This is a genomic window from Parapedobacter deserti (assembly GCF_042646065.1).
In the GTDB taxonomy this organism is placed as follows: domain Bacteria; phylum Bacteroidota; class Bacteroidia; order Sphingobacteriales; family Sphingobacteriaceae; genus Parapedobacter; species Parapedobacter deserti.
Genome location: NZ_JBHRTA010000038.1, coordinates 1,132,461 through 1,146,300, shown reverse-complemented (window position 1 = coordinate 1,146,300; position 13,840 = coordinate 1,132,461). Strand labels below are relative to the sequence as shown.

Sequence of the window (13,840 nt, the reverse complement as noted above, 5' to 3'; positions counted from 1 at the left end):
GGCCGATACTTTTACCTTTGCAGTTCCCTAATTTGATGATCATGAAACGCATCCGTACCAAGTTAGCAACCCTTATGACCATTGTCACCACCTCCGCATTCGCCGATCCACAGATTCACTTTGAAGTTTCCTTCAAGGAACCACAGGCCCACTACGCCGAAATCAAAATGGAGATTTCCGGCATTCGTAAAGACCACATCGATGTGAAAATGCCGGTGTGGACACCGGGGTCGTACCTTGTGCGCGAATATTCAAGGCATGTGGAAAATTTTGAGGCATGCGACGCAGACGGCAATCCGTTTGTTGTCGAGAAAATCAGCAAGAACACTTGGCGAATTGTATCGGCCAAAAGCAGTAAGGTGACGATAAATTACCGCATTTACGGCTTTGAAGTATCAGTGCGTACCAACTTCATCGACGACACCCATGCGTTTCTCTCCCCTGCGGCTACATTTATGTATGTAGATGGCATGATCAACCAACCGGCGGATGTGACGGTCATCCCGCACGCCGCCTGGTCCAAAATTTCGACCGGACTCGAACCGGTGGACGGTCAGCCCAATACGTATCGTGCGCCAGACTTCGATATTTTATTCGATTCTCCCATCGAAGTGGGCAACCAGGATGTGTTTACTTTTGAAGCAGCCGGCGTGCTGCATGAAATCGCCATGGTAGGCGGAGGAAACTACAACAGGGAACGGCTAAAGCGGGATTGTGCCGCCATTGTGGAAGAGTCGACCAAAATATTCGGCGAAAATCCCAACAAACGGTACGTTTTCATTGTGCATAATTACCAGTCCGGCGGCGGTGGATTGGAACATCTCAACTCAACCGTACTGGGTGCAAGCAGAAACGGATACCAGAATGAACGGACTTACCTGGGCTTTCTGGGACTCGTCGCCCACGAATATTTCCATTTGTGGCATGTGAAACGCCTCCGTCCCATTGAGCTCGGCCCGTTTGACTATGACGCAGAAAACTATACCACCGCGCTGTGGATCATGGAAGGTTTTACGGCCTACTATGACAACCTGATCTTGAGACGCTGCGGATTTCTTAATGAGAGCACCTACCTGCAAGCATTGTCCAATGATTTCAACACCGTTGAAAACAGGCCGGGCAACCGCATTCAACCGGTTGCAGCCGCCAGCTTTGATGCGTGGATCAAACACTACCGCCCGGATGAAAATTCAGCCAACACAAGCGTTTCCTATTACAACAAAGGTGCGCTGCTGGCCGCTATGCTTGATCTTAAGATACTTGACGCCACCGGGGGCAAAAAACGCCTGGACGACGTACTTAAAGCCGCCTACGAGGAATTCTACGTCCGGAAAAAACGGGGGTTTGAAGAACACGAGTTTCAGGCGCTGACCGAAAAGATCGCAGGTGTGCCGGTTGATGACATTTTCCACGCGGCGCATACCGTAGAACCCATCGATTACAACGCCTACCTCAATGCAGCGGGCTATGAATTGGTCGACTATAACGAGGGGCGTGAGCTGCCCGACCTTGGCATTACGACCTCGGCAAGTGATGGTCGCCTGGTGGTCACCGGCGTAGCACGCAATACGGGAGCTTGGGACGGAGGCATCAACGTGAGAGACGAGCTTATTGCCATCGATGGCGAACGCCTGGATGCTAACGGACGGGAGTTGAACCGGATCCTGCAAACGGCATCCATCGGCGACAAGCTCCGGGTGCTGGTAGCACGCGACGGAAAGCTTCGTGAACTGACCGTCACACTGAAAAAAGACACCAAGGGCATATTCACGATCGTGCCTTTGCCTCGTCAGACCCCCGAACAGGAGAACTTGGGAAAAATCTGGCTTTCGCTACGTTAAAACACGAAACGTATCGACAGCCCGATGCCATCAAATCGGACGCCTGCTTCTGGCGTGAGCTCCATCGTAGGTTTCCAGTCCAACGACAGGTTGACCGGCGCCGTGGGGATTTTATAATCCACACCGATAACACCGTCAAAGCTCCATGCCATACCGCTTTCATCCGTATCCTTATAGCGGTATCCGCCCAGGCCGCCGCCGAATCCGTAGTACCACTGCAGGCCCTCCACGTCGACGAAGTCTACCGGCTGGTGTATCTCATACAACCCCAATAATTTGAAAATGGTGAAATTCCTGTTGCCCTGAAAGTTCAAAATGCCATCTATTGCGTGGCTGTCATTGATAAAATGCTTGTAGGTAATCCCATTGGCAACACCAAAGCGCCCGCCTATGGCGCGTGAATACGTGCTGCTCTCCTGGGAGAAGGCTTGCTGACCGGTGATTCCGATAAAAACAAGTGCAATGATTAAGGCGATCCGCTTTCTTTCCATGACTCTGCCCGCACAAAAGAAATGCCAATATTTCGGCCGGCAGCTACAATGGCAGCGGTGCACCGCGTTTCTTTTTATATGCCGGATAAACACAATCTTTTACGTTATTATACGTTCTATAGACATAGCTCGGAACTTGTCATTGACGCAACGCAAAAAAACAAGCATCCATTGGTAAATAGTAAACGGCCAATTTCGCTAAAACCGATAAACGCACCCGAATTTAAAAGCGGATATCCCTTTTAAACGAATTTTTTTTTCCTACTTTTGGAGCAAACGCAATTTAATTATGTCTGACACCCATATTAAACAAAGCGAACACCCGGCCCAAACCAAACTAAGTTTCGATGACTTCAAAGCGATCGTTGTCGAGGATTACCGTATTGCGGTCGAAAGCAGGTTCGTGAGTTTACTGGGCCGCAAAGAAGTCCTGACGGGCAAAGCAAAGTTTGGCGTCTTCGGGGATGGCAAGGAGCTAGCGCAGATCGCGATGGCTAAGGTGTTCCAACTTGGCGACTGGCGTTCGGGCTATTACCGCGACCAGACCTTCATGTTTGCGGCTGGTATCGTTTCTGTTTATCAATTCTTTTCACAACTGTATGCCCATCCGGACGTGGAAGCGGATCCTTCGTCTGCTGGCAGGCAGATGAACAGCCATTTCGCTACGCGGATGCTTACACCGGAGGGAAAATGGGTAGACCAGACACTGATGAAAAATTCAGCGGCAGACATTTCCACTACGGGCGGCCAGATGCCGCGTTTGCTGGGCTTTGGACTGGCGTCGAAGTTGTACCGCAACAATCCGGCGTTGGCCAATTTGACCACGTTTTCCAATAATGGCAACGAAGTAGCTTTCTGTACCATTGGCAATGCATCGACCTCCGAAGGAGTTTTTTTTGAAGCAGTGAATGCCGCTGGCGTCCGGCAGATCCCAACGGTCATCTCGATCTGGGACGATGGATACGGCATTTCGGTCCCCAATGAAGTACAAACCACGAAAGCGGACATCACCGAGGTGCTCAAGGGATTCCAACGGGATGAAAACGGCGAAGGATTCGAGATATTCAAGGTAAAAGGCTGGGACTACCCCGGATTGTGCGAGACCTATGAAAAAGCAGCAAAGATCGCGAGGGAACAACATATACCTGTGCTGATCCATGTGACGGAAATGACCCAACCACAGGGCCACTCTACATCCGGTTCGCATGAACGCTATAAATCCAAGGAAAGGCTGGCGTGGGAACACGAGTATGACTGCATCACCAAAATGCGCGCATGGATGCTTGAGTCGCGCATCGCAGACGAAAATGACCTGGCCGAAATTGAACGCACCGTAAAAGAGCGCGTACGCGCGGAGCAGAAACGGGCATGGTCAGATTATAGCAGGAGCCTTAAAAAAGACCTGGATGAAGCGGTCTCGTTGCTGGCCGCCATACCTGATAAAACCGTGCAGATATTGCTCAATGAGCTGAAATCACGCACTGAACCGTCGCTCAATGAAGTATACAGCACGATACGCCGTGTTATCCGCCAGCTGCGGGGAACACAAAGCGAAGCCAAAGCAGCGCTACTGGAATGGTACAAGCAGAAACAGCTGGTCAATCACGAACGATACAATTCATACTTATTCACCGATACCGTTGAATCTCCCCGGCGCGTACCGGCCGTACCGCCTGAATACGGCGCCGGCAGTAAGGCCGTAGATGGGCGCGAGGTTCTAAATGCCTGTTTCGACGCCAACTTTGCCCGGGATGCCCGTTTGGTTGCTTTTGGAGAAGATGTGGGTAAGATCGGGGATGTCAATCAGGGGTTTGCAGGGCTACAGGCCAAATACGGCGAACTCCGTATTTTTGACACCGGCATCCGCGAGGCGGCCATCATCGGCCAGGGAATGGGTCTGGCTATGCGAGGGCTGCGCCCTATTGCGGAAATCCAATACCTCGACTACCTGGCGTACTGCCTCACCGTGCTGACCGACGACATAGCCAGCCTGAGTTACCGCACAAAGGCCGGGCAAAAAGCGCCCCTGATTATCCGCACCCGCGGTCATCGGCTGGAAGGCATCTGGCATTCCGGATCCCCTATGAGTATGATACTGGGTGCTTTGCGCGGCATACACGTGTGTGTACCCCGGAACATGACGCAAGCAGCGGGAATGTACAATACACTGCTCCGGTCGGACGAGCCTGCGCTGATCATCGAATGCCTCAACGGCTACCGGCTGAAAGAACGCATGCCCAGTAACGTCGGAGAGTTTACCGTGCTGCTGGGCAAAGCCGAAGTGGTCAAAGAAGGTCGGGATGTGACGGTTGTTTCCTATGGTTCCACACTGCGTGTGGTACAGGAAGCGGCCGCTGAACTCGAAAAAATGGGTATCTCCATCGAGATTGTCGACCCGCAGACCCTGCAGCCGTTTGACGAAGAGCACTTGTGCGCCCGGTCGCTCAGCAAAACCAACAAACTACTGGTAGTAGACGAGGACGTCCCAGGAGGGGCTTCGGCTTTCATCCTGCAGCATATCCTGGAATCGCAACGCGGCTACTACCACCTCGACGGCCAACCCCGTACGTTGACTGCCAAAGCACACCGCCCACCATACGGTTCAGACGGCGATTACTTTTCAAAGCCGTCTGCTGACGACGTGATCGAAGCAGTATATGCCATCATGCATGAATATAATCCGGGTGACTATCCCGCATTGTTTCAATAAACGGCAGCCGTCTTCGCTTAAGCGACAAAGATGGCTGCTGCGCCAATAAGCGCCGCATGTTCCCCCAACTGGCTGATATGGATATCATACCGGTCGAACGCCGCGGTGTTAAAGCTACGGAAGATGCCCCACGCCCGCGCAATGTTGCCGCCGATAATAAATCTGTCGGTACCTTCCTGTTCACTGAAGAATGTAATGAACTGCAACAGATGATGACTGTATTCGGCGAGGATATCCTCCACGATGCGGTGTTGCTCCCGAAGCTCGAGCAGCTCACGCAATCCGGTTACCTTCATCCCGTGTTGCGATGCGTTTCTGACAAACCAGCGGGTCACCAAATGCTCCTCCATATTGCTGTCGAGGTAGGGGGTTTTCCAAAGGTCGGCGTCCACGGCATTCGCTCCGTTTTCCCACACTGCGGTCCCCAAACCTGTACCCAACGTGATTCCCAGCATTTTTGAGTGGCCGTTATGTTTCCCAGCAAAGACCTCTCCCTGTAAAAATGCCGCAGCATCATTGATAAACCGGATATCCGTGCCACTGGCTCCTGTACGCTCGGCCAGCGCGGCGCGGATATCCATGCCGTAGAGGTTGTCATACTTGTCCTGATTCCGCATTAGCGAAATCCCATTTTGGTAATCAAACGGCCCCGGCATCGCGATACCAATAGCCACCGGCACATCCGGCCTATTTCGAATGATCGTTTCAAACGGAGCTGCCCAAGCCTCTAAAATCGATTTAGCATCAGCGTGTGAATTGACATGATTTCTGGTGATGGAATCGGTAATAACTTGCCATTGACCGGTGCTCACCAATGACGCGGTAATATGCGTGCCACCGATATCGGATGCAATGATGATTTGGTTGTTATGTTTTGTCATAAATTCGGTTTCTGAGTAAATGGTCTGCAATGACCAAAGCGGCCATGGCCTCTACAATGATAACCGCCCGGGGCACAACACATGGATCGTGGCGGCCCTTTCCGGTGATTTCCGTAGTTTCTCCGGCTTCATTGACCGTTTGCTGGGAGCGCATGATCGTGGCCACCGGTTTGAATGCAACACGGAAGGTTATTTCCATGCCGTTGGAAATGCCGCCCTGTATCCCTCCGGAAAAGTTGGTTAGGGTTTTCAGACCGGCGGCGTTGTGCGCTGGGTTGACAAAAATATCGTTATGTTCGGATCCCTGCATCTCCGAGCCGGCGAAGCCCGAGCCGTATTCAAAGCCATGTACTGCATTGATGCTCATCATCGCTTTTGCCAGGTCAGCGTGCAGCTTGTCGAAGACCGGTTCACCGAGCCCGACCGGCACATTTTGCACGATCGCACTGATGCGCCCGCCTACGGTGTCTCCCGCCTTGCGTATACCATCGATAAAGTCGATCATCTCATTGGCTGTAGCCGGGTCAGCGCATCGCACGATGTTGCTTTCCCTGATGTGCAGCAGTTCATCCAGATCATCCGACGCCAGGTTGGGCGCTTCAATTTTTCCAACGCCCGATACATGAGCGAAAATCCGGATACCCGCCTGTGCAAGGAAGCTTTTTGCCACTGCACCTGCTGCCACACGGGCGGCGGTTTCCCGCGCCGAAGAACGGCCACCGCCACGGTAATCGCGGATGCCGTATTTCATCTGGTACGTGTAGTCCGCATGTGAGGGCCGGTACTTGTCTTTGATATGGGAATAATCCTTCGAACGCTGGTCTTCATTTGGAATAACCATGGCTACGGGAGTGCCCGTGGTTTTGCCTTCAAACACACCGGAAAGAATCCTTGCCGTATCGCTTTCCTTGCGCTGGGTGGTTATTTTCGACTGGCCCGGGCGTCTTTTGTCCAACTCGGATTGAATAAACGACTCATCCACGGAGATGTTTGGAGGGCAGCCGTCGATAATCACGCCGATGGCTGCGCCGTGTGATTCGCCAAAGGTGGTAATACGGAATAGGTCTCCAAAAGAGTTTCCCGCCATTCGTAATGTTAACTTTTAGATTTACGGATTATAATTTCGAACATTGTCTGTATTCTCCCGGCTTTCCGGATATTCAATGGCGGCTAAGATATAACAAATCCCTGTTGTTTCAAATGTTTCCAGAAATCGGGATAAGATTTTTCCACCACATCCGGGTCATTGATTTCGACCTGGCCAAACGCCAAGGCCAGCGGCGCGAAGGCCATGGCCATGCGATGGTCTTCATAGGTGTCTATCACTAAGCGCGATGGTTGGTACCGTCCTGCCGTGCGCAAGTGATATACCTCGCCGTCCTGTTCGAGTGCTACGCCAAACTTTCCCAACTCATTTTGCAGGGCCGCGATGCGGTCGGTTTCCTTTATTCTGAGCGTATGCAATCCGGTAAACGAAAGGTCTTTGCCCAGCGCAGCTGCACAGACGATCACCGTTTGCGCCAGATCCGGGCATTCCCTGAAATCCAAAGAGCTGGAGTCCTGCGTCGGAGAGGATGCCGTGTGTCGGATGCGTACACCTCCGCTTTCGAAGACGGTACCGACCCCAAAACCGGTCATGATATTCGCTATCGCGGCATCTCCTTGCAAGCTGTTGCTTTTCAGATTCGGGAGAAACAGGTCAGCCGTTTTTGCTAATGCAGCCATGGCGTACCAATAGGAGGCGGCACTCCAATCGGGCTCTACGGTCAGCGTAGTCGCTTTCGTGGGCTGCGGCTTGATGACAATCACATCATCCACCCAATGGTGTTCGATCCCCGCTTCCGCCAGCATATCCAAGGTCATAGTGAGGTAAGGACGCGAAGTCAGTTCGCCGTCGATTTGCAGTTCCAGCCCTTTTGGAAGTGCCGCAGCGATAAGAAGCAATGCCGACAAGTATTGGCTGCTTACATTCCCCTGTACCTTCACAGCCGGTCGCTGCTGTTCAAACCCACCGCGGATAACCAATGGCGGGTACCCTACCCTTTCGGCGTATTGGATGTCAGCACCCAGGGTTGTAAGCGCATCGACGAGGATGCCTATGGGGCGCTGCTTCATCCGTTCGCTGCCTGTCAAAAAGTACCGCCCGTTGGTGATGGCAAGGTAAGCTGTCAGGAACCGCATGGCGGTACCGGCCGGGCCGATGTCGACAACGGTTTCATGCGCTTCGCCGCTGGTTTCCCCGGGCGCTGCCGACAATGCAAGCGCCCGGCATAAGGTCACGGTATCAGCCGCGGACGAAAGATTTTCAACGGCCACGTTCCCGCCGCTGAGGGCCTGGATGATCAAAGCCCGATTGCTTTCGCTTTTTGACCCGGTGAGCGGTACTGCGCCCAGTAACGTCTTGGAAGGATGAGAAAGCCTCAACACTTGACTTCCCATTAGGCCTCCGCTACCGGTTTTGTATTCATGATTTCGTTTTGCTTACGGATGGATTCGTTGTGGATCAGCTCCAGCAGTTTCACCGTAAAGTCCTTGTCAAGCTTGAGCGCCTGGGCAACGTTTGTACGCTTGTGGATAATTTCGTCCCAACGGCTCACCTGCAGGATGGTCACGTTGTTGTCGCGTTTGTATTCACCGATTTTTTCGACGATTCTCATCCGATCGCTCAGGATTTTGATGATTTGGTCGTCCAATTTATCAATATCTACGCGCAATTGAGCTAATTTGTCCTCGAAGATAGGGTCATCTGATTTAGCATGGCGGAATGTTAGGTTGGCCAGCAAATCGTACAGTGCTTGAGGGGTCACTTGTTGCTTGGCGTCCGTCCATGCCACAGCCGGGTCGATGTGCGATTCAATAATTAGACCCTGCATGTCCATATCGAATGCCTTTTGAGCAATGTAGGGGATCAATTCCCGGTTTCCGCAGATGTGGCTGGGGTCGTTGATCACCGGCAGGTCAGGAACCAGTGTTTTGAGCTGTATGGCGATATCCCACATCGGTTCATTTCGGAAAGATGTTTTTTCATAGGAAGAAAAACCCCGGTGTATAGCGGCCAGTTTTTTGATGCCTGCACGGTTGACGCGCTCCAACGCACCAAGCCACAGCGAAAGGTCGGGGTTTACCGGGTTTTTGACCATCACCGGTACGTCAACGCCCCTCAGTGCATCCGCGATCTCCTGCACGGTAAAAGGGTTGGCCGTAGAGCGGGCGCCAACCCAAAGGATATCGACCCCGGCGGCGAGCGCTTCTTCCACGTGTTTGGCGGTTGCGACCTCCGTGGTGATGGGCAATCCGGTCTCTTCCTTGGCACGGCGAAGCCATTGCAGGCCGATACTGCCAATACCCTCAAACTCACCCGGCCTGGTGCGGGGTTTCCAGATGCCTGCGCGTAGCACATTTACTTTGCCGGTATTGGCAAGCAAATGGGCAGTAGCGACGAGTTGTTCCTCTGTTTCAGCGCTGCAAGGCCCGGCAATGATCAACGGCGCCTCGTCCGTGTCGAACCAAGATGTTAAGGGTACGATGTCTAGTGTCTGTTTCATTTTGTTTTATTGCGTAGTGAGTATTGTGTATTGCGATTTAATCAACTTTGTCATTCTTTATATATTCTCCCATGATATTGAAGTTGCTCGTGTGTTTTAACACCCGTCGGATAGCCGTATCGTAATCGGCCTGATTTTTCCATTCCACATCCACATAGAAGTCGTATTCATTGCGCTTACCTAATACCGGCATGGACTGGATTTTACTGAGATTGATATGCTGTTCGGCAAAACATTGCAGCACGGTGGATAAAGAACCTACGCCGTTGCCGGTCTGGAAAGACAGTGACGCCTTATTCGCTTTGCCGGTTTCCTCCGGCGTATTGGAGAGTACAAGAAAACGGGTGTAATTCTTCTTATTCGTCTCGATACGGCGTTCGAGGATTTCCAACCCGTAAAGCTTTGCAGCCAGTTGCGGTGCGATCGCCGCCGTATCTTTGCGTTGCTGTTCGCTTACCTTCTTAGCGCTGGCCGCTGTGTCTTCCGCCTCAGTCACCTTCAACTGCGGGTTCTCCTCGAGGTAGTCGTTGCATTGCTGCAGAGCAATGGGGTGCGACTCAACAAATTTGATATCCTGCAGCGTCGCGCCCGGCAGTCCCATCAGGTGGAGCTTGATGTGAAGGTATGCCTCCCCTACGATCGGAAAGCGATAGTCGCGGAGCAGGTTGTAGTTGGGGAGCAGGCTCCCCGCGATGGAATTCTCAATGGCCATGATGATGTAGTCAACCTTTCCCTGTTTCAACAGCTCGCATGTTTTTTTGAACGACTCGCACTCCATGGTTTCGATTTGATCGCCGAAATACTTGTAAGCTGCTTCTTCGTGAAACGAGCCCCTGATGCCCTGTATGGCTACCTTCTTTTTCATATATCGATTAAACGGATAATAAAAAAGTCCCGGCTTTTCTGCCGGGACTTTTTACATTTCTATCTTTACGTTATCAATGCATATCAATCCCGGCTCTTACTGCTAAAGTAAAAGAAACCAAAAAACCAATATGCGTTGTGCTGTGTTAACATCTTTTTTGTTTGACGAGCCAAATGTACATAAGAAATTTTTATTGTCAACAAAAAAATGAAAAAAAATGCGCGGCAGTCACCGTTTCTACGAACGAATCAATAGCATGCGTGGGTTAACCGGTTGCACCAACGCACAGATTTCCTTATCTTGCAAGCATCCGATGATACTGATAGACAGGCTGGTTGATCGAGTTAGGGACAGCATTGGCCCTGCTATGCTGTTAGGTGCAGCACTCGTATTAGCTGCACTTCCCGTCCGGGCGCAATCCGAGCATGTCGTCGCGCATGCCGCTTGGGCCGAGAAAATTTACCTTCAGCTGGATGCCGATGTATATACGACCGACCAAACCATCTGGTTCAAGGCGGTTGTTGTGGAATCTGCAACCCACCGGCCCAGCGCCTTGAGCGGCGTGCTCCATGTGGAGCTGATCCGACCTGATGAGCAGGTTGCGGAACGTAAACGAATCAAATTGACCGACGGCATCGGGTCAGGCGGTTTTGTACTTGGAGAACAATACGTTCAAGGCAGCTACTTGCTGCGGGCATATACCGAGTGGAACAAAAATTTCGGCGGGGACTTCATTTTCCAGCGGTACGTCGATGTGTTCCCTGCCACCGGGAAGATCAGGAGCAACCCGATAACCGCACTGCACCTCCGAGAACAGGAGGCCAACAGTTATCAGCTGCATGCCCAGTTGAACCCGCAACTGATCGACAAGAACCATCAGAAACACCTTACCGTCTACCTGACGGTTGACGGAAAAAGAGACACACTTGTCATAAAAGGCGCGCGCAATGGTTATTACCCGCTTGAATACGCCATACCGAATGGCTCAGCGCTTGCCACAGTGAATATGGAAACCGAAAATGGAATTCGGCATAGCAAGACCATTGCGTTGCAAGATGGCTCTTTGGACTTACAGTTTTTTGCCGAAAGCGGGCAACTGGTGCACGGCATCACCACCAAGGTGGGCTTTAAAGCGCTCGATAACCGCGGCAATGGAACAACGGTGTCGGGCGTAGTGATGGACAGCAAAGGCCGTACCGTGGCGCCATTTAAAAGCAATCATCTGGGAATGGGAATCCTCGCCTTGACTCCGGACAGCACGTTGTCCTATTACGCCGTGTTAGACAGTCCGCAAGGCGGCAGCCGCCTGCAGCGCTACCCCCTCCCCCATGTAATCGGAAACGGGCGCGTCCTATCGGTTGCCAAGTCCGGCGACGAAATCGAGCTGAAAATACTTTCCAATTGCGCGGAGACCGATAGCCTGTTCATTCAGGTAAGCTGCAGGGGCATCATGCACTACCTTATTAAAGCGTCGATGAAAAACCAGCGGATAGCCACATCGCTGCCCGCCGAGGGTCTTCCGGAAGGCATCATCTCATTCACCTTGATGGACCGGCAGATGCGGCCGCTTGCCGGGCGGCTCTTCTTCAACCGACGGCCGGAAACCCGTTTGCAGGTCGACGTGTCACCCGCTGACTCCAACCCGCGGAAACGTAGCAAAGCGGATCTTTCCATACGGGTTGCTGACAGCAACGGAGATGCCGTTGATGCCCGGGTTTCCGTTTTGGTAATGCATCGAGACCATGTAGGGAATGCTTGGACGGCACGGCAAAATTTACTCACGCAATTGCTGCTGTCCTCAGAGCTCCGCGGCGACGTCGCCGACCCGGGATATTATTTTCACAGCGCAAATGCGGCGCCGTTTGACCACCTGGACGTCTTGATGCTTACGCAAGGGTGGCGGAAATACCGCTATGACACCCTCTTGTCGGATTCCTTTCATTTCCCGAACGAGCCGTTCCCTTACATAAGCGGCAAAGTACATGGTGTTTTATCCAGCAAGGCGCGGGCAGCGATCGGGCTCACCTTGATGACGTTAGGACAGCGCCCATCGGTTACTGCGCAAAACACAGACAGCTTAGGCCGGTTCTATTTTGAATTGCCCGACGACTATTCCGATTCACTGGACGTGCTGATTCAAAGTGCCAACAAAGCCGGAAAGAACCGAAATTACACCATAGCGTTGGATGAGCGGAAACCGCCACCGCTCGTTTATGACCAGCTCCGTTCGATCGGATCGGTAGACAGCGTGGTGTCGCTTCTGGTACAGAAAAAACTGGAACGTGCGCGGCGCGAATATTCGTATCGCCTGGCCACCGGTGAAATCATGCTGGATGAAGTACTGGTGGAACGCAGGGTGCTCAGCCCCCAGCAGCAAAAGGTGCTCGACCGCTACGGCGAACCTGACGTGATCATCTCGGGTAAAGCCATTCAAGATAAAGAAGAAAAATGGTCATACGGGCTGTATAGCGTATTGTTGTTCAACTTTCCGGATGATCTGCGGATCGAACGGGTCGGGGACAATGGCGGCTACCTCCGGGCACGCATAATGGGTGGGGAGACCACATTGGTCGTCGTCGACGGCATCCCCGTAATGAACCAAAACTATGAACTAATACCCAGCATCCCGCCCAGCGAGGTTAAAAGCGTAGAGCTCATCCGTTTCGCCAAAAACTTCAGCGCGTTGTACCGCGAAGCATATCCAGAAGCGCATCCGCTGGAAATACCTGCAATGGGCAGCGTCATCGCCATTTATACCCACGCAGGAAAAGGCCTGTTTGCCGCTCGCAAGCCAACGGGTCTTTTGCAGGCAACCGTACCTGTGTATTCGCCCGTCATCGAGTTCTATGCGCCGCGGTATGAATCGCCTGAAGACAATGATCCGGAACGGCCCGATTTACGGACGCTGATATATTGGGCCCCCGAACTGTCCACCGACGCTACCGGAAAAGCAACAGCATCCTACTACCACTCCGATGCGTCTGGTGAAACGATTGTTGTCGTAGAAGCCATATCACCGGAAGGAAAAATCGGGTATAAGGAATTGGTTTACCAGGTGACTGACTGACCACCGACTAACGCGCGGCTGCTCAACCATCAGCGGGCGATCGTGTACAATAACGACACCCATCCCGCCACGAGCAGCAAGCCGCCGACCGGTGTAACCGGCCCCAAAAAGCGCCACTTGGTACCGAAAACTCCGCTCAGACATAACCCGTAGATGCTGAACGAAAACAGCACCGTTCCGCTGATGAACAGCCACGTGTAGGCACCCGGCCCGATCAAGCCACCCGACTGTGCGAAACCAACCAATAACAGTACCAAGGCGTGATAGAACTGGTACCGTATGCCCGTTTCAAAACTGGCGTGCTGATCTTCAGTAAATTTTTTCTTAAGGGCGTGGGCACCGAAAGCGCCTAATACGACGGCAGTCAGACCGAAAATAACACCAAACAGTTGAGCAAGCATGACGTGATTGTATTAAAGTATAAAGTATCAGCGTTTCCC

At 52.4% G+C, this 13,840-nt stretch carries 10 protein-coding genes; 3 read left to right on the top strand and 7 right to left on the bottom strand.

Annotated elements, in window-relative coordinates; all coding sequences use genetic code 11:
- Positions 1 to 41 precede the first annotated feature (41 nt).
- Positions 42 to 1,841, top strand: a complete 1,800-nt coding sequence (locus ACFOET_RS17490) for a M61 family metallopeptidase (RefSeq protein WP_379025035.1) — start codon at positions 42 to 44, stop codon at positions 1,839 to 1,841.
- On the opposite strand, the gene ACFOET_RS17485 is transcribed toward ACFOET_RS17490, so the two are convergent.
- On the bottom strand, positions 1,838 to 2,332 hold the full coding sequence (locus tag ACFOET_RS17485) for a hypothetical protein (RefSeq protein WP_379025033.1): 495 nt from the start codon (positions 2,330 to 2,332) through the stop codon (positions 1,838 to 1,840). The genes ACFOET_RS17490 and ACFOET_RS17485 overlap by 4 nt on opposite strands.
- A gap of 289 nt (positions 2,333 to 2,621) precedes the next feature.
- On the opposite strand from ACFOET_RS17485, the gene ACFOET_RS17480 reads away from it, so the two are divergent.
- Positions 2,622 to 5,042 carry an alpha-ketoacid dehydrogenase subunit alpha/beta gene (locus ACFOET_RS17480; RefSeq protein WP_379025031.1) on the top strand — a complete coding sequence of 807 codons (2,421 nt, stop codon included), beginning with the start codon at positions 2,622 to 2,624 and terminating at the stop codon, positions 5,040 to 5,042.
- 17 nt (positions 5,043 to 5,059) lie between these two features.
- Here ACFOET_RS17480 and ACFOET_RS17475 read toward each other — a convergent pair whose 3' ends face one another.
- From ACFOET_RS17475 to ACFOET_RS17455, 5 genes are all read right to left on the bottom strand, one after another.
- Positions 5,060 to 5,923, bottom strand: a complete 864-nt coding sequence (locus ACFOET_RS17475) for an ROK family protein (RefSeq protein ID WP_379025029.1) — start codon at positions 5,921 to 5,923, stop codon at positions 5,060 to 5,062.
- Complete coding sequence (aroC, locus tag ACFOET_RS17470; RefSeq protein ID WP_379025027.1) at positions 5,910 to 7,010, bottom strand: chorismate synthase; 1,101 nt, start codon at positions 7,008 to 7,010, stop codon at positions 5,910 to 5,912. Before aroC ends, ACFOET_RS17475 begins: the two co-directional genes overlap by 14 nt.
- Positions 7,011 to 7,093: 83 nt before the next feature.
- Positions 7,094 to 8,362: a 3-phosphoshikimate 1-carboxyvinyltransferase gene (gene aroA, locus ACFOET_RS17465; RefSeq protein WP_379025025.1), complete on the bottom strand. Its 1,269-nt coding sequence runs from the start codon at positions 8,360 to 8,362 to the stop codon at positions 7,094 to 7,096.
- On the bottom strand, positions 8,362 to 9,468 hold the full coding sequence (locus ACFOET_RS17460) for a chorismate mutase (protein WP_379025023.1): 1,107 nt from the start codon (positions 9,466 to 9,468) through the stop codon (positions 8,362 to 8,364). The genes aroA and ACFOET_RS17460 overlap by 1 nt, the downstream gene beginning before the upstream one ends.
- A 37-nt stretch (positions 9,469 to 9,505) precedes the next feature.
- Positions 9,506 to 10,333: a prephenate dehydratase gene (locus tag ACFOET_RS17455; RefSeq protein ID WP_379025021.1), complete on the bottom strand. Its 828-nt coding sequence runs from the start codon at positions 10,331 to 10,333 to the stop codon at positions 9,506 to 9,508.
- A 217-nt stretch (positions 10,334 to 10,550) separates the two neighbouring features.
- Between ACFOET_RS17455 and ACFOET_RS17450 the strand changes: the two genes are divergently transcribed.
- On the top strand, positions 10,551 to 13,400 hold the full coding sequence (locus ACFOET_RS17450) for a hypothetical protein (protein ID WP_379025019.1): 2,850 nt from the start codon (positions 10,551 to 10,553) through the stop codon (positions 13,398 to 13,400).
- Between the two features lie 29 nt (positions 13,401 to 13,429).
- Here the strand turns inward: ACFOET_RS17450 and ACFOET_RS17445 are convergent, their stop codons facing one another.
- On the bottom strand, positions 13,430 to 13,801 hold the full coding sequence (locus ACFOET_RS17445) for a DUF423 domain-containing protein (protein WP_379025017.1): 372 nt from the start codon (positions 13,799 to 13,801) through the stop codon (positions 13,430 to 13,432).
- Positions 13,802 to 13,840: the final 39 nt, after the last annotated feature.